The sequence below is a fragment of the Burkholderia sp. L-4 genome (genome assembly GCF_056856535.1).
Map to the genome: position 1 here is coordinate 549743 of NZ_JBXEOX010000002.1, position 14959 is coordinate 564701.

At 68.9% G+C, this 14959-nt stretch carries 14 protein-coding genes; 5 read left to right on the forward strand and 9 right to left on the reverse strand.

Annotation, left to right across the window (positions count from 1 at the left end):
- The first annotated feature begins 4 nt into the window (after nt 1–4).
- Both cydB and AC1VVG_RS19240 read left to right on the forward strand, forming a co-directional pair.
- Nucleotides 5–1012, forward strand: a complete 1008-nt coding sequence (cydB, locus tag AC1VVG_RS19235) for a cytochrome d ubiquinol oxidase subunit II (protein WP_034187693.1) — start codon at nt 5–7, stop codon at nt 1010–1012.
- Nucleotides 984–1163, forward strand: a complete 180-nt coding sequence (locus AC1VVG_RS19240) for a hypothetical protein (RefSeq protein ID WP_034187692.1) — start codon at nt 984–986, stop codon at nt 1161–1163. The genes cydB and AC1VVG_RS19240 overlap by 29 nt, the downstream gene beginning before the upstream one ends.
- 79 nt (nt 1164–1242) lie before the next feature.
- Here AC1VVG_RS19240 and AC1VVG_RS19245 read toward each other — a convergent pair whose 3' ends face one another.
- Nucleotides 1243–1935 carry a hypothetical protein gene (locus AC1VVG_RS19245; protein ID WP_482836033.1) on the reverse strand — a complete coding sequence of 231 codons (693 nt, stop codon included), beginning with the start codon at nt 1933–1935 and terminating at the stop codon, nt 1243–1245.
- Nucleotides 1936–2033: 98 nt separating this feature from the next.
- Between AC1VVG_RS19245 and AC1VVG_RS19250 the strand changes: the two genes are divergently transcribed.
- Entirely contained in the window at nt 2034–2939 is a 906-nt protein-coding gene (locus AC1VVG_RS19250; protein WP_482836034.1) for a LysR substrate-binding domain-containing protein, read from the forward strand.
- An 18-nt stretch (nt 2940–2957) separates the two neighbouring features.
- Here AC1VVG_RS19250 and AC1VVG_RS19255 read toward each other — a convergent pair whose 3' ends face one another.
- The 6 genes from AC1VVG_RS19255 to AC1VVG_RS19280 all read right to left on the reverse strand — a co-directional run bounded on the left by AC1VVG_RS19255 (nt 2958) and on the right by AC1VVG_RS19280 (nt 7640).
- Nucleotides 2958–3152 (reverse strand): YqaE/Pmp3 family membrane protein, encoded by a 195-nt coding sequence (locus AC1VVG_RS19255; RefSeq protein ID WP_034187689.1) that lies wholly within the window; start codon nt 3150–3152, stop codon nt 2958–2960.
- A 97-nt stretch (nt 3153–3249) separates the two neighbouring features.
- Complete coding sequence (locus AC1VVG_RS19260; protein WP_124608557.1) at nt 3250–3705, reverse strand: TIGR00725 family protein; 456 nt, start codon at nt 3703–3705, stop codon at nt 3250–3252.
- 76 nt (nt 3706–3781) lie between these two features.
- Nucleotides 3782–4612: an ABC transporter permease gene (locus AC1VVG_RS19265; protein WP_482836035.1), complete on the reverse strand. Its 831-nt coding sequence runs from the start codon at nt 4610–4612 to the stop codon at nt 3782–3784.
- Between the two features lie 10 nt (nt 4613–4622).
- Nucleotides 4623–5711 carry an extracellular solute-binding protein gene (locus AC1VVG_RS19270; protein WP_034187686.1) on the reverse strand — a complete coding sequence of 363 codons (1089 nt, stop codon included), beginning with the start codon at nt 5709–5711 and terminating at the stop codon, nt 4623–4625.
- Nucleotides 5712–5737: 26 nt separating this feature from the next.
- Nucleotides 5738–6781 (reverse strand): ABC transporter ATP-binding protein, encoded by a 1044-nt coding sequence (locus AC1VVG_RS19275; protein WP_034187685.1) that lies wholly within the window; start codon nt 6779–6781, stop codon nt 5738–5740.
- Between the two features lie 7 nt (nt 6782–6788).
- Nucleotides 6789–7640: an ABC transporter permease gene (locus AC1VVG_RS19280; protein ID WP_482836036.1), complete on the reverse strand. Its 852-nt coding sequence runs from the start codon at nt 7638–7640 to the stop codon at nt 6789–6791.
- Nucleotides 7641–7802: 162 nt separating this feature from the next.
- Between AC1VVG_RS19280 and AC1VVG_RS19285 the strand changes: the two genes are divergently transcribed.
- Nucleotides 7803–8699 carry a LysR substrate-binding domain-containing protein gene (locus AC1VVG_RS19285; RefSeq protein ID WP_034187683.1) on the forward strand — a complete coding sequence of 299 codons (897 nt, stop codon included), beginning with the start codon at nt 7803–7805 and terminating at the stop codon, nt 8697–8699.
- A gap of 100 nt (nt 8700–8799) precedes the next feature.
- Here the strand turns inward: AC1VVG_RS19285 and AC1VVG_RS19290 are convergent, their stop codons facing one another.
- The gene (locus AC1VVG_RS19290; protein WP_482836037.1) at nt 8800–10476 is read right to left on the reverse strand and encodes an alkaline phosphatase family protein; all 1677 of its coding nucleotides are present in this window, start codon (nt 10474–10476) and stop codon (nt 8800–8802) included.
- Nucleotides 10477–10728: 252 nt separating this feature from the next.
- Between AC1VVG_RS19290 and AC1VVG_RS19295 the strand changes: the two genes are divergently transcribed.
- Nucleotides 10729–10950, forward strand: a complete 222-nt coding sequence (locus tag AC1VVG_RS19295; protein WP_034187681.1) for a hypothetical protein — start codon at nt 10729–10731, stop codon at nt 10948–10950.
- A 56-nt stretch (nt 10951–11006) separates the two neighbouring features.
- Here AC1VVG_RS19295 and AC1VVG_RS19300 read toward each other — a convergent pair whose 3' ends face one another.
- The gene (locus tag AC1VVG_RS19300; RefSeq protein WP_482836038.1) at nt 11007–14822 is read right to left on the reverse strand and encodes a DUF748 domain-containing protein; all 3816 of its coding nucleotides are present in this window, start codon (nt 14820–14822) and stop codon (nt 11007–11009) included.
- Nucleotides 14823–14959: the final 137 nt, after the last annotated feature.

The window sequence follows — 14959 nt, forward strand, 5'->3', positions numbered from 1 at the left end:
ATCTATGGACGTCACCGTAATCTGGGCCGCGATCATCGCATTGGGGCTCTTCATGTACGTCGTGCTCGACGGCTTCGACCTCGGCATCGGCATCGTCTTCCCGTTCTTCCCGGACGAGAAGGAACGCGACCTGATGATGAACACGGTCGCCCCCGTATGGGACGGCAACGAGACGTGGCTCGTGCTCGGCGGCGCGGGGCTGTTCGCGGTGTTCCCGATCGTCTATTCGACCGTGTTGTCCGCGCTGTACCTGCCGCTGATCTTCATGCTGGTGTGTCTGATCTTTCGCGGCGTGTCGTTCGAGATCCGCGCGAAGGCGCGCCGCACGAAGCAGCTGTGGGATCTCGCGTTCATCGGCGGCTCGGCCGGCGCGACGCTGTTCCAGGGCATCGCGCTCGGCGCGTTCCTGCAGGGCATCAACGTGAAGGACGGCGTGTTCGCCGGCGACGCGTTCGACTGGCTCACGCCGTTCAGCCTGCTGACGGGCCTCGGCCTGATCGTCACCTATGCGCTGCTCGGCTGCTGCTGGCTCGTCGCGAAGACCGAAGGCGACCTGCAGCGCCGCCTGCATCGCGTCGTGTGGCCGCTGACCGTCGTGCTGCTCGGCTTCATCGCGGTCGTCAGCCTGTGGACGCCGCTGCAGGATCCGGCCATCGCGCAGCGCTGGTTCGACTCGGGGCTGTTCTGGCGCCTGCTGCCGGTGCCGTTCCTGGTCGCCGGGTGCGCGGTGTGGATGCGCCGCGCGGTACGCGACCGGCACGACATGACGCCGTTCGTGCTCGCGCTGGCGCTGGTGCTGCTCGGCTATGTCGGCCTGCTCGTCACGCTGTTCCCGTATGCGATTCCTCAGACGATGACGATCTGGGAAGCGGCGGCGCCGCGTTCGAGCCAGACCTTCACGCTGGTCGGCGCAGCGGTTATCCTCCCGATCATCATCGCCTACACGACGATGGGTTACTGGGTATTCCGAGGCAAGGTGCGCCATGAAGACCAGCATTACTACCACCACTGATTCCGCCGATCGCCCGCCCGAGGCGCCACGGCCGCGGATGCGCGGCTGGATGTGGTTCGTCGTGCTGTGGGCGGGCGGCGTGATCGGCGCCGTCACGCTCGGTTATGCGTTCAAGATCTTCATGAACCTGACGCTGTTCGCCGTGAAGTAAGCCAGGCGGCCGCCCCGGTCGAACGACGGTCGGGGCGGCCGTTTTTTCGTTGTCGTTGGCGGTCGCGGCTTCGAGCCGGTCACCGCTCGCACGACGTCGTGCACATCGCCTTGTCCATCGCGCTGAAGAAGGCCCGGTAGTAATCGGGCTCGACGACGGTCTTCATCCGCGAATCGCCGTTGCTGTCCCATACCGTGCGGTCGAAACGCGCGCGCACGATCGCGTCGCGCGCCGGCGTCACGCGAACCGCGACGACGGCGGCCACGCGCTCGTGATCCGGTTTGGCCGGCAAGCCGCCGATCCTCGCCTTCAGCGCGCCGCGCAGCAGTTGCCGCCACTTCGGAACCAGCGTGTCGCTGCGGCCGCCTTCGATCAGCCCCATATCGCGGTCGACCGTCACCGGCGCATAACCCTGCGCGCGCAGCACGGCCGCCGCCGCGTCGAGCGTGCGCGCCTGCGTCGCCCCCGCATAACAACGATCGCTCATCATGCGCAGCGTCTGCTGTTCGCTGTCCGTCAGGTCGACTTCGGTCTGGCTGGCGCTGTAGCGCACCAGCGATCCGCCGCTGCCGATCTGACGTTCGTTTTGCGGCTTCGCCGCGCACCCGGCCAGCATCGCCAGCAGCCCGGCGCAGGCGAGCGCCAGCACACCGCGACCGCGCACCGGCGGCACCGCCGCCACGCGGCGCATCGCGCGCCGCGCCGTGCGGCGGTCGAGAAGGCGGCGGCGAATTCCTGTTGATCGGCAATCGGGGGGCGCTATGATCGTCATCGCGGTTTTCTCCTGTCGGCGTCATCTTAGGGACGCGCCACAGCCGCGACAAACGACATTTTCAGACTCACTGTGTAGCTTTTCTTCGCGATCTCACGATGCGCCGATTGCCGCCCCTGAACGCGCTGCGCAGCTTCGAAGCCGCCGGCCGCCTGCAGAGCCTCACCCTCGCCGCCGAGGAACTGAACGTGACCCAGAGCGCGATCGCGCAGCAGATCCGCGTGCTCGAATCGTTCTTCGGACAGAAGCTGTTCGAACGCGACGGGCGTTCGCTGCGGCTCACGCCGCGCGCGCGGCATTACCTCGTCGACGTCGCGAGCTGCCTCGGCCGGCTCGCGCAGGCGACCGGGCAGATGTTCGAGCCCGTCGGCGGCCATGCGATCCGGGTCAATGCCTCGGTGTCGTTCGCGCATGGATGGTTGCTGACGCAACTGGCCGCGTTCCAGGCCGCGCATCCCGATATCGACGTACAACTCGTCACGAACGCCGATGCCGAGCGCGACCAGATCGACGAAACGTGCGACATCGTGATCCGCCGGTACACGCCGGAGCTCCGCCGCAAGGGCTTCGTGTCGCGCCCGCTGCTCGCGAACGTCGCGCTCCCCGTGTGTGCGCCCGGCCATCCGGTGCTCGAACGGGCGTGCGTGCCGGCGGACCTGCGCAACGCGCCGCTGCTCCACTACGCCGGGCTGCCGCAAGCGTGGCAATACTGGTTCCACCAGGCCGGCACGGACGTCACCGAAACGCTGCGCGGGCCGTTCTATCGCGAGTTCTTCCTGTTGATCCAGGCGGCCGCGAGCGGGCTCGGCGTGTGCCTCGCGCCACGCGCCGTGGTGCGCGACGCGCTCGCGAGCGGCCGGCTGGTTGCCCTGTTTCCGGAAGTGCACCTGGAAGGGCCGCCGTTTCATTGCCTGTATCGCAACGACGGCGATCCGGCGCTGCGCACGTTCGTCGACTGGCTGTTCGCGCGAGCCGAGGAACTGGACGGCCCGCCGCCGCGGTAACGGACGGCGATGCCCGCGTCACCGCCGCTCGCGCAACGCCGCGTCGATCTTGCGGTCGGTCTTGTACTGGCTCAACGCATACACCGACCAGATCGCGGCCGGCAGCCAGCCGATGATCGTGATTTGCAGGACCAGGCAGATGATCCCGGCGATCGGGCGGCCGATCGTGAAAAACTGGAACCACGGCAGCAGCAGGGCAAGCAGAAGGCGCATGAACGATCCTCTCGGTGCGTCGTTGAACGGGTGATGCGCAGCCAATATGACGGGTGGCGCCCGTCATTTCAAGCCCGTGCCCGGCGCCCCATCGGCGCTACGCCGAATCCGCCAGCCACTGCGCGACGCGCGCGACGAGCGCGTCCGCTTCGTCGAAGCACTCGACGCCCGCTACCTGCGGCGCACCGCAGATCGTGAATACCGGCTTGCCCCACTGCAACCCGAGCGCGATTTCGGACAGCGTGCCGAGCCCGCCGCCGACTGCGATCAGGCACAGCGACGCACGCGCGACCAGCGCATTGCGCGTGATGCCGAGCCCGGTCGGCAGCGCGACGCTCAGGTAGGGATTCGCCAGCGTCGCATCGTCCTCGGGCAACAGCCCGATCGCGCAGCCGCCCGCCGCATGCGCGCCGCGCGCGGCGGCCTCCATCACGCCCTGCTTGCCGCCGCCGACGAGCGCCACGCCCGTCGACGCCACCGCGTGCGCGATCCGTTCCGCGACGCGCATCTGCTCGTCGGTCGCGTCGCGCGGGCCGATCAGGCCCGCCGGCATCCGGTGCCGGTGCGCGCCGCGTTGCCGCTGCGCCAGCCGCGCGAGCGCGTCGCGCGCCGGTTCGGACCACGCGCATTCAATGACGTCGTTGGCGAACAAGGCCTTCTCCCAGTGCCAGAACGCAGGTACAGATCGCCGTCAGCACGATCGACAGCACGGCTGCCTGCGAAAAATCGGTTTGCCCGTCCGACAGCTTCAGATACATCAGCAGCGGCAGGATGTTGATCTGCGTGCCGGCCAGCGCGATCGCCGTGCCGTAGGTGCCGAGCGCGATCGCGGTGACGAGGCACCAGGCGGACGCGACGGACGGCCACAGCTCGCGCCACGCGACGTCGAGCCACGCGCGCCACGGCCGCGCGCCGAGCGTCAGCGCGGCGTCGAGCGGCCGCCGGTCGAGATTCGCGAGCGCCGGGTAGATCATCAGCGCGACGCGCGGAATCAGGTAGTACGCGTAGGCGAACGCGAGCCCCGGCATCGTGTAGATCGCGCCGCCGACCACGGTCGGATCGGCCCCCAGCGCGGCCAGCAGCGTGGTCACGAAGCCCGCGCGGCCGAACGCGAGGATGAAGCCGTACGCGATCACCAGCCCGGAGAACGCGAGCGGCATGCCGAGCAGCGCGAGCGACCAATGGCGGCGGGCCGGCGACTGCCCGGCCAGCGCGAACGCGACCGGCACGCCGACGCCGACCGACAGCGTGCCGGCGCTCATCGCCAGCGCGAGCGAGCGCGCGATCGCGTCGGCGACGAGCGGATCGCGCCACACCGCCGCGAACGCACGGCCGCCGCCGTCGAACGCGGCGCCGACCAGCGCGGCCAGCGGCAGCACGAAGCACACCGCGAGCAAGGCCGCGGCGGGCAGCGCGCCGAAGCGGCGCAGCACGCCGCGCGCCGGTAAGGAGGCCTGCATTCCGTGCCCCTTACTGGCCGAGCGTGGCCTGCGACCAGAGCTGGTCGACCTCGGCCTTGCGCGCCGCCGCCTTCGCGACGTCGAGCGGGCGCACCTGCGGCGCGTTCGGCAGCTTCGCCGCGACCTCCGGTGCGACCGGCGTGCCGGGCACCGCCGGGCGCACGTAGCCTTGCGCGAACAGCGCCTGCCCGACGTCGCTCATCACCAGGTTGAGCCAGAGCTGCGCGGCCGACGGATTCGGGCCGTTCTTCACGAGACTCATCGCATAGGGCGCCGACACGCTGCCGTCCTGCGGAATCACGATGTCGGCCGCGTCGCCCATGCCGTCCGCGTACTTCGCCTTGAGTCCGTCGTTCTCGTAGCCGATCAGGATCGGGATCTCGCCCTTCACGAACTTCGCGTACGGCGTCGTGCCCTCGACGCGCAGCACGTTGCCGGCCTGCTTCAGCTTGCCGAAGAAGTCCGCGCCCGGCTTCGGGTTCTCGACGCTGCCGCCGTTCGCATACGCGGCCGCGAACACCGCGACCTGGCCCTGCCCCGTGGAGCGCGGATCGAGATAGACCACCGCGTTGCGGTACTCGGGCTTCAGCAGGTCGGACCAGCGCTGCGGCACGTTCTTGACGAGCTTCCGGTTGACGAGAAACGCGATGTTCAGCGAATGCACGGCGAACCAGCGGCCGTCGGTCGCGCGGAACACGCCCGGCAGCTTGTCGAAATTGACCGGCCGGAACGGCGCGACGACATCCTTGCCGGCCGCATCGAGCGCCGACGCCGCGAAGTAGTACGCGGTGTCGGCCTGCGGGCGGCGGCGCGACTTGTCGAGCGCGACGACGGTCGCGGCCGAGCCGATGTCGTTGTACGTGATCTCGACCTTCGGATAGCGCTTGCGGAATTCGGCGAACAGCGCCTTCCAGTTCGCCCATTCGGGGCCGGTGTCGAACGACACGACGAGCCCTTCGTCGGCCGCCTTCGCGTACAGCGCGTCTTCGCCCGGGTACAGCGGCGCGGCCTGCGCCGCCGCGCAAGAGAGCGCCGCGAGCGCACACAGCGCCAGCACGCGGGCGCGCATGGCTTTCACAAGAGGGGAACCTGCAAGCATCGTGAATCTCCGTTAAACGAAAGGAATCAGTGCGCGTCCGGCGCTGCCGGCAGCACGAGCAGATGGCGCGGGTCGAGCGCGATGCTGCGCACGGCCGGCTCGCGCCCTTCGCACAGCAGCACGTCGGCCGAGCCGTCCGGAATGAAGTCGTAGCGCTGCGTCGCGCCGAAGTACCGCACGTCGCCGCGGCGGCCTTCGATGCGATTCGTGCTGTGCGCCGGCGGATCGGCCTGCACGTGCTCGGGCCGCACGAGCACCGCGATCGCGTCGCCCGGCCGATGCGCACCCGTTTCCGCACGCAGGGTCGCGAAACGCACGTCGATCTCGCCGTGCGCGCGCACCTGCCCGCGCAGCAGCGTCGAATGCCCGACGAAGCGCGCGACCTGCGCGGTGGCCGGGCGTTCGTACAGGTCGCGCGGCGTGCCGGCCTGGAGCACGCGGCCGCCGTCGACGATCGCGACGCGGTCGGCCATGCTCAGCGCTTCGTCCTGGTCGTGCGTGACGAACAGCGTCGTCGCGCCGCATGCGCGCTGTAGCGCGCGGATCTCGTCGCGCAGTTGGTGGCGGATGCCGGCATCGAGCGCCGCCAGCGGCTCGTCGAGCAGCAACAGCTTCGGCTCGATCACGAGCGCCCGCGCGAGCGCGACGCGCTGCTGCTGGCCGCCGGACAGCATCGCGACGCCGCGCGTCGCATGGGCCGCCAGCCCGACCCGCTCGAGCATGTCGAGCGCGCGCCGGCGCCGCAGGTCGGCCGCCACGCCGCGCATGCGCAGCCCGTACGCGACGTTGTCGACGACCGACAGGTTCGGGAACAGCGCGTAATGCTGGAACACCATCCCCACTTCGCGACGCCACACGGGCACGCCGGCCACGTCGGCGCCGCCGATCGCGATGCGGCCGCGCCAGCCGTCGAGCAGCCCGGCCGCGAGCCTCAGCAGCGTGGATTTGCCGGAGCCGCTGCGCCCCATCACCGCGAGCAGTTCGCCCTGCGCGGCGGACAACGTGACGTCGTCGACGCCATGGCGGGCGCCCGGATACTGGAAACTGACGTGTTCGAATTCGAGACTCATGGATGACTCACTTCAGACGTTGCACGGTGCCGACGGACACGAGCGTCGCGAGCACCGCGAGCACGAGCAGCACGACGGTGGCCGCGCATGCCATCCCGGTCGCGCCGTAGAACGCCTGCAGCAGCACGATCGGATAATTCCGGTAGCGAAAGCCGGCGATCAGGTTCGAGATCTGGAATTCGCCGATCGACAGCGCCGCCACCATCACGAGGCCGGAAAACAGGCTGTGCCGCAGGTTCGGCAGCACGATCGTGACGAACTGGCGCAACGGCGGCGCGCCGAGCGTCGCCGCGCAAGCCTCGAGCCGCGCGAGGCCGAGGTGGCGCAGGTCGCCGAGCAGCGTCTGCAGCAGATACGGCAACGTCAGCACCGCGTGCGCCGCGATCATCAGCGGCAGCGTGCCGAGCCACGGCAGCGTGTCGCCGCTGAAGATCGCGATGTAGCCGAAACCGAGCGTCAGCGCCGGCACGGCGACCGGCATCAGCATCACGACGCGCGTCGCGAACCCGCCGCCGGCCTGCGCGCGATGATGCAGCGCGTACGCGAGCGGCAGGCCGATCACCGCGTTGAGCGCGCAGCACGCCAGCGCCACCATGAAGCTCACGCCGAACGCGCGGGTGAAGCTCCGGTTCGCGGCCAGGTCGGCAAACCAGTGCCCGGTGACACCCGAGGGCAGCAACGTGTTCGTCCACGATGCGCCCACCGAGCCGATCAGCAGCAACGCGATCGGCAGCAGCAGGTAGAGCGCGAACACCGCGAGCAGCGCCTGCAGCAGCAGGCGGCCGACACGCGGATGCGCTGTTCTGTTACGACGAATCGGAACACCGTCGGCCAATGCCGGGGTGGTTGACGGATGCATGAGCACACTCGCTGACGATCGGGGAAAACTTCGTGCGACGCCCGCCGGGCGAGGCCGGCTTGCGTTGTCGAAGCCGGCGCAGTGTGCGGTTTCGACATGGCATCGTCATGAAAAAAACGTAAAAAGCGCGCATCGACCTGTGCAAGGACGGAACAGCCCGCCATGAAGCACCTGTATCCGAACGTGGCGGAGCTGCACGCATTCGCCGCGTCCGCGAAGTACCTGAACTTCTCCTACGCGGCCCGCGAACTGGGCCTGACGCCGAGCGCGGTCAGCCGGCAGATCGCGAACCTCGAAGCGCTGTTCGGCGTGAAGCTGTTCGTGCGCGAGGGGCGCGGCCTCGCGCTCACACGGGCGGGCCAGGTGTATCACGCACGCGTCGTCGGGCCGTTGCGCGAAATCGGCAACGCGTCGATCGAGCTGCTGAGCGCGCGCGAGAACAGCGACCTGCTGACGATCGCGAGCGTGCCGACGTTCACGACCAAGTGGCTGCTGCCGCGCCTCACGCGCTTTCTCGCCGCCGCGCCGGGCGTCACGCTGAGCTTTCGCCGCCATCTCGCGCCCGGCGACGTGTTCCCGTTCGGACTCGACGCGGCGATCCGCTATGGCGACGGCGGATGGGAAGGGGTGCGCAGCGACTACCTGGGCGGGCGCACCTTCGTGCCCGTCTGCTCGCGCGAATTCGCCGCCCGGCATGCGCTGCATACGCCCGCCGATGCGGTCGCCGCACCGCGCCTCGTGCACGAACAGGCCGAAATCGCGTGGTCCGCGTGGGCGGAGCGTCATCGCGCGTCGCAGATGAACGCACTGGCCGGCCCGCGCTTCGAGCAGTATTCGGTGCTGATCCAGGCCGCGCAGGCCGGGCTCGGGATGGCCCTCGTGCCGCGTTTCCTGATTCTCGACAATCTCGCGGCGGGCACGCTGGTCGAGCCGTTCGACGCACCGGTCGACGTCGACGCGCAGGGGCATTACCTGTGTTACGCGCCGGAGCGCCTCGACACGAGCGATGCGTTGAGACGGTTCAGGGACTGGATGCTGGACGAAGCCGGGCGCGCGTAGGGTCGCCCCACGCCGCCCTGAAAACGAACGGCGCGCGCCGCCGCCGGCCGCGCGCGCCCTGCACCGGACGCCGCCCGGCGGCGGCATCCGGCCTGCCGCGTCAACGCCCGATACCGAGCCCCGGCAGCACGCGCGTGTTCTCGGCCACGACCGCATGCAGCAGGCGCGGGTCGGCGCCGAGCAGCGCGAGGATCGTCGGCGCGACCTGCTTCGTGCCCACGAGATCGTTCACGGTGCGCGCGCGATGGACGCCCGGATACGACACGAGCAGGCCGAGGTGGCTGTCGTCCGGCGCGTTGCCGCCGTGCTCCTCGTCCTTCTTCGTGCTCGACGTGTAGATCACGCCCGGATTCGGCTGGACGATGATGTCCGGCGTGCGGCCGTTGGCCGGATCGCCGAAGCGATCGGCCAGCGCCGCGCCGTACAGGATGGACGCCTGCGCACCGTCCGCGCAGATCCCCGGCGCGTTGCAACCCAGGTTCGCCTTCAGCGTCTCGACCACGGCCGTGCGCTGGCTGCGGTCACGCAGCCAGATCAGGCCGACGTCGTCGGTCTGCACGAAGCCCGTGCCGACCAGGCCGGAACCGTCGTTCAGGTTGCCCGTCGCCGTGCTGTTCTGGCCGAAGTTGCCGTTCGGGTCGAGGTAGTTGTTCGTTTCGAGCAGCTTCGTCAGCGTGTCGCCGTTCTTCACGAGCTTCGCGTGATCGGAAGGCGACTGGCCGTGCTTCGACGTGACGATCACGGCCGTCGACGTGTACAGGTTGGCCTGCTTCAGCGTCGCGACGATACGGCCGATCGCGTTGTCGACGTACGTGATCGCGTTCGCGACCTGCCCGTTCGGCGTGAAGTCGGCATCGAGATAGCCGCCGCCCTTCGCGACCGGCGACTTCTGCGCGACGCTGAGCGTCTGGAAGTTCGCGCCGAACAGCGTCGGCACCGGCGCGCTCTTCGTGCCGGTCGAGTCGCGGCCTTCGATCTGGTTGACCAGCGCCTGCACGTGCAGGTTGTCGAAGCGCGCGGTGTGCGAGTAGACATCCGTGTAGTCGGTGTTCGTCGCCGGGTCGATCGAGTTGATCTCGGTGCGCATCAGGTCGTCGACGCCGGTGCCCGACGGGCCGTTCAGCCAGTCGTAGCCCCACGCATGCTTGTCGGCCCACGCGGTGCGCGCGTTCGGCACGCCGGCCTTCACGGCTTCGAACACCGTGTTGGTCTTCACGTAGTTGTGCGGATAAACGGGCACGCACCGGCCGTTCACGCGCGCGTGCGGAATCGCCTGCGGGTTGAACGCGCCGCCGCCGTCAAGGTGCACGAGCTTGCCGCCGTCGATCGCGTCGATGCCGGTCGTTTCGTCGAACACGACGTTCCAGCCCTGTTTACCCGAGCATGTCGTATCGCCCGGCGCATACAGGTTGCGGTCATACGACACGTCGTAGAACAGGCCGGCCGTCTTCGGCGAGCCGCCCGTCACGAGCGCCGCGAGGCCCGGGAACGAATCCGACAGGCCCGGCGTATAGGCGTTCGCGTACGTCACGCCGCTCTTCGCGAGCACCGCGATGTTCGGGCACGTATTCGCGCCGATGCAGCGCGCGAGATCCTGCTCGTGCAGACCGTCGACGCTCAGCAGCAGCACGTGCTTCACGACGCGGCCCGCATGGCCGTTGCCCTCGCCCTGGCTGTCGCCGTCCTGCTGCGCCGCATGCGCGCCCGCGCTTGCGAGCGTCAGCGCGCCCGCCACCATCACCGCCATGTTTCGTTGCTTGACGAACCTGGAAATCATCACCCCACCTCATCGATTGACGTTTGAACTGCACGACTTGCCATCCGGCGCGCAAAATATCGCCGGATCGTGCGGCGGTCGCATGAAGCGAGGCTTTCTGTTCTCTGTCAAACGTAACCAATCGCAAATGACAAGAATCGGTCGCAATACGCGGCCCTTGCGTGCGCCGACCCGTGCGGCCGGATTTTTTTTCGGCTTGGCCCGCGACTATTGGTGTGTGATAAAGGGTTTTCCCTGACCCGGAGCACGAGTATGTCGACCCTGGAAGCTCTCCGGTTCGTGCTGGACGATGCACGCACCCCCGAAATCATTCGCCACCACGTCGTCGACGCGCTGCAGTACGCGTTGCGCAACTACGGACAGGTGTTCACCGCGAAGGAAGTCGAATGGCTGACGCAGTGGGACGACGCGCGTCTGCCGCTGGCCGCGAGGAAGGAACTGGACAAGCGCGAACCGGCGATCGCCGCGCGCTGACAAAAAAAGCCGCCGCGCCCGACCGGTGCGGGCGCGGCGGCTGATCGCGGCAAGGCTTACTGCAGCCCGAAGTCGACGCGGGTCGTCGCGCCCTTGTCCGAGATGCCCTTCGCGTCGAGCTTCGGCGCGACGACGAACACGCGGCTCGAGTCGATCTTCCCGTCGAGGTACTGGCGCACGGCCTGCGCGCGCTGCTGCGCGAGCGCACGCAGCGCGTTGTCGTCGGCCGGCGCGTGATCGGCCAGCGCCTGCCTCATGTCCGCATCGGGCAGCGTCTTCTGCAGCCCGACCAGGTTGCGCGGCTTCTTGAAGTCGGCGGCCTTGTACGCGCGCGTCAGGTACTTCGAGTATTCGGCCTTGTCGACCTTCACCGACATCGGATCGATGCTCTCGCCCTGGCCGACCACGTCCTTCAGCTTCTGCTGGCGCACCAGACGCTCGACGTACGCGTCGCGCAGCCCCGGCGTGTCCTGCGCGGGATCGACGCGGCCGATCAGGTCGAGCCGGATCGACGACTTCTCGGTCAGCATCTTCACGACGGTGTCGAGCTTCTTCTGCTGCGCGTCGGTCAGCTCGTACGAACCCGGCGCGAACTCGACGTAACCGAGATCCTCGCCGCCGCCGCCGAACGCGTTCGCGAGCAGCGTGAACGGCGACGTGACGGCCTTCGCGATCAGGTTCAGCACCGCGTGCCAGATCAGCCCGCCGACGCTGAATTCCGGATTCGACAGCGACCCCGACACCGGCAGGTTCACGTCGATCTGGCCGCGCGTGTTCTTCAGCAGCGAAATCGCGAGCTTCACCGGCAGCTTCGTCGCGGTGTCGTTCTCGACGCGGTCGCCGAACGTCAGCTGGTCGATGAAGATGTGGTTGTTCGCCGACAGCTGGTCGTTCGCGAGCTGGTAATGCAGGTCGACGTTGAGCTTGCCCTTCGTGATCGGATAACCGGCGTATTTCGCCGAGTACGGCGTCAGGTTGGTCAGCTCGATGTCGTGCGCGGTGGCCGTCAGGTCGAGCGCCGGCTTCTCGATCAGCGGGTTCACCGACCCCTTGATCGAGATCGGGCCGTTGCCCGCGAGGTTCGCGGCCACGTCGACCGGCGCGGACGTCGTCGAATCCGTGCCGAACGCGCCGACCGTGCCCTTGATCGCGACGAGGTTCGCCGTGTAGTTCGGCTTGATGAAGTTGTCCGTGTAGGTCACGCGGCCGTCCTGCAGCACGAGCTGGCCGAAGTGCATCCGCACCGGATTCTGCGGTTGCGGTGCGGCCTTCACGACCACCGTCGCCGACGCAGCCGCCGGCGCGGACGCCTGCCGGGCGGCGGCAGCCGATGCGGCCTGCGCGGCGGCGGGCGGCGTCACGCCCGGCGACAGCGGCACCGGTTCGCCCTTGCTCGCGTCGCGCGTGAGCGACTGCGCCGGGCCCGTCTCCTTCGCGACCACGTCCTTCAGGTTCAGCCGCCCCTGCGCATCGAGCAGCACGCGGCCGTAGAAGTTCGAGAACGTCACGCGCGCGGCGTCGACATCGGTGCCCTTCTCGTCGTAGTTCGCCTTCAGGTTCGACAGCGCGAGCGAGCGCCAGCCCGCGAACGGGTCGGACGTCGCCTTGTCGAGCATCCGCACGTCGACCAGCGCGACGTCGCCGCGATAGGTCGCGCGCGGCGTGTCCTTCACCTGCGCGAACGTCAGGTTGCCCTGCGCGTTGAGCAGCGCGCTCGCGATCGTCGCGTTCAGCGCGCTGCCGAAGTACGGCTCGAACGCGGCCGCATCCAGCCGGTTGCCGTTGATCTTCAGGCCGAGCTTGAGCGGCTGCGCGGTCACGTCGCCCGTCACGTTCAGCGAACCCTTGCGGTTCAGCGTCGCCTTCAGCTGCACGGGCAGCGGTTTCGTCATGTCGTCGCTCAGCTTCTGCACCGACAGCTCCAGCGGCTTGATCGCCAGCTTCACCGGGCGCGGCGTCGACAGGTCGGTGAAGTTCGCGGACGCATCCTTCACGTTCAGCGCGTCGATCCGGTAGTGCCACGTCGGCGCGGCGGCCGCGGCCTTGCGCGCGACCGTGCGCTTCGGCACGGCCGCCTGCGCGGGTTCGGCCAGCGCCGCGAGGTCGATCTTGCCGTCCTTCAGGCGCTTCACGTCGAGTGCCAGCCCGCTCGCGTCGACGCTCGCGATCTCCACGGTGCGCGCGGCAACGTCGACCTTCGCGATCTTCGCGCTCGCGTCGGGCAGCACGATCGCGGCCGCCTTGTTGTCGGGTGCGGCAATCTTCAGCGTTTTCAGGCTGACCGAGCTGTCGGCGACTTCCGCCGCGAGCGGCGTCTTGCCCCAGTCGGTCTTCGCGTTGACGGTCGCGCCGAGCGTGCCGTCGAGCACGCGCGCGCGCGTCGCCTCGCCGAGGTACGGCTGCAGCGCCGGCAGCGCGAGCGCGGCGACCGTCAGCTTCGTGTCGGCCTGCTTCGCCGCGAGACTGAACGCGCCTTCGGCCGTCAGGTCGCCACCGCGCGACAGCGACGTCGACACCGTGTATTTCGCGGGCGTCTTGCCCAGCAGCGAGAAGCCGTCGAGCGTCGCGGCGAGCTTCGTCAGCGAGATCGCGGTCGGCGTCGCCGGCACGCGGTCGTCGACGTTGACCGTGCCGCCGTCGATCGCGAAATGACGGATCGTCAGGTCGAGCGGCGGCGCTTCCTTCGCGGCGGCGGCGGCGGTGTCGGCCTTCGCGCCGCTGGCCGCGGCGACCGCGGCACCGGAAGCGGCGGCAGCGCCCGACGCGGCCGGCTTGCCGGCTTCGGCCTTCGGCGCGGCGGCCGGCTGCGCGGCGAGCTTCTCGACGTTCAGCACACCCTGCTTGTCGCGCGACAGGTCGACCACCGGCTGGTCGATCCTGATCTCGTCGAAGTGCATCGCGTTGCGAAGCGGCTCGAGGCTGGCCGCCGCGACATGGACGCCGCGCGCGGCGAACAGCGGCGCGGACGCGAGGTCCGTCACCTTCGCGTCGTTCAGGTCGACGGTGCCCGACACGCGCAGCGCGGGCGTCTCGCCGCTCATCACGAAATTGACCGTGAGGTTGCTGCTCAGCAGGCCGCTCGTCACGGCCACCGGCAGCTTCGCCGGCACGTACGAGATCAGCTTCGGCACGTCGAGGCGATCGAACTTCAGCGCGACCTCCGATTCGCGCGACTGCGCGAACGGCTTGGTCTTGCCGTCGATCGAGATCGGGCTGCCGTCGAAGCGCGCGCGCAGCTTCGGCTCGACGAAGATGTCGGTCTTCGAGGCCAGCGTCGCGATGTACGGGATCCCGAGCGTCCAGTTGTCGACCACGTGCTTCTCATTCAGCAGGCGGTCGTCGAAGTCGATCCGGCCGTCGTTGACCTGGATGTTCGACACCGAAAACTGCGTCGGCTTGCTGTCGGGCTTCGGCGACGGCCCGGAGGAGAACTTCTCGATCAGGTCGGTGAAGTTGAAGCGCTGCGCGTCGTAGCGGACGACGTGAAAGCGCGGCGAATCAAGCCGGATTTCGTTGACGATCGGCGCGCCGCGGAACAGCGACGACCACGACGGCCTCACGACGAGCTTGCCGATGTCGATGAAGTCGCCCTGGCCGCCGCGCTCGCCGAGGTGGATGCCGTCGGCCTCGAGGTTCAGCGTGTACGGGTTCAGTGCGATGCGCCGGATCGTGGCCGGCCGGTCGAGCTGCTTGCTCAGTTGCTGTTCGGCGACGTGGCGGATCAGCGGCGGCGCCGCGAAGAACCCGAGCAGTCCGAACAATACGAGGAAGATCAGCACGCCGATGCCGATACGCCGGGTCCGGCGCGAGCGTGCAATGCCACCGAGGGCATGGAGGGTCGAGGGTACGGTTTCTTTGTCTGCGCTTGCCATGCTTGAATGCCTCGGGAATGGATGCCGGGCCGCGCCGGACAACCGGGCGGCCGCGCACGCTATCCCGAAAGTATAGGCTCAGGTAGTGACGGTACGAGGGTCGGATGCGGCCGCCGCGCCCGCGGGTCGGACAACCG

What these genes read in the sequence shown, in the direction of transcription:
- cydB (WP_034187693.1), top strand. Translation starts at nt 5, where the DNA reads ATGGACGTCACCGTAATCTGGGCCGCGATCATCGCATTGGGGCTCTTC.
- AC1VVG_RS19240 (WP_034187692.1), top strand. Translation starts at nt 984, where the DNA reads ATGAAGACCAGCATTACTACCACCACTGATTCCGCCGATCGCCCGCCC.
- AC1VVG_RS19245 (WP_482836033.1), bottom strand. Translation starts at nt 1,935, where the DNA reads ATGACGATCATAGCGCCCCCCGATTGCCGATCAACAGGAATTCGCCGC.
- AC1VVG_RS19250 (WP_482836034.1), top strand. Translation starts at nt 2,034, where the DNA reads ATGCGCCGATTGCCGCCCCTGAACGCGCTGCGCAGCTTCGAAGCCGCC.
- AC1VVG_RS19255 (WP_034187689.1), bottom strand. Translation starts at nt 3,152, where the DNA reads ATGCGCCTTCTGCTTGCCCTGCTGCTGCCGTGGTTCCAGTTTTTCACG.
- AC1VVG_RS19260 (WP_124608557.1), bottom strand. Translation starts at nt 3,705, where the DNA reads ATGCCGGCGGGCCTGATCGGCCCGCGCGACGCGACCGACGAGCAGATG.
- AC1VVG_RS19265 (WP_482836035.1), bottom strand. Translation starts at nt 4,612, where the DNA reads ATGCAGGCCTCCTTACCGGCGCGCGGCGTGCTGCGCCGCTTCGGCGCG.
- AC1VVG_RS19270 (WP_034187686.1), bottom strand. Translation starts at nt 5,711, where the DNA reads ATGCTTGCAGGTTCCCCTCTTGTGAAAGCCATGCGCGCCCGCGTGCTG.
- AC1VVG_RS19275 (WP_034187685.1), bottom strand. Translation starts at nt 6,781, where the DNA reads ATGAGTCTCGAATTCGAACACGTCAGTTTCCAGTATCCGGGCGCCCGC.
- AC1VVG_RS19280 (WP_482836036.1), bottom strand. Translation starts at nt 7,640, where the DNA reads ATGCATCCGTCAACCACCCCGGCATTGGCCGACGGTGTTCCGATTCGT.
- AC1VVG_RS19285 (WP_034187683.1), top strand. Translation starts at nt 7,803, where the DNA reads ATGAAGCACCTGTATCCGAACGTGGCGGAGCTGCACGCATTCGCCGCG.
- AC1VVG_RS19290 (WP_482836037.1), bottom strand. Translation starts at nt 10,476, where the DNA reads ATGATTTCCAGGTTCGTCAAGCAACGAAACATGGCGGTGATGGTGGCG.
- AC1VVG_RS19295 (WP_034187681.1), top strand. Translation starts at nt 10,729, where the DNA reads ATGTCGACCCTGGAAGCTCTCCGGTTCGTGCTGGACGATGCACGCACC.
- AC1VVG_RS19300 (WP_482836038.1), bottom strand. Translation starts at nt 14,822, where the DNA reads ATGGCAAGCGCAGACAAAGAAACCGTACCCTCGACCCTCCATGCCCTC.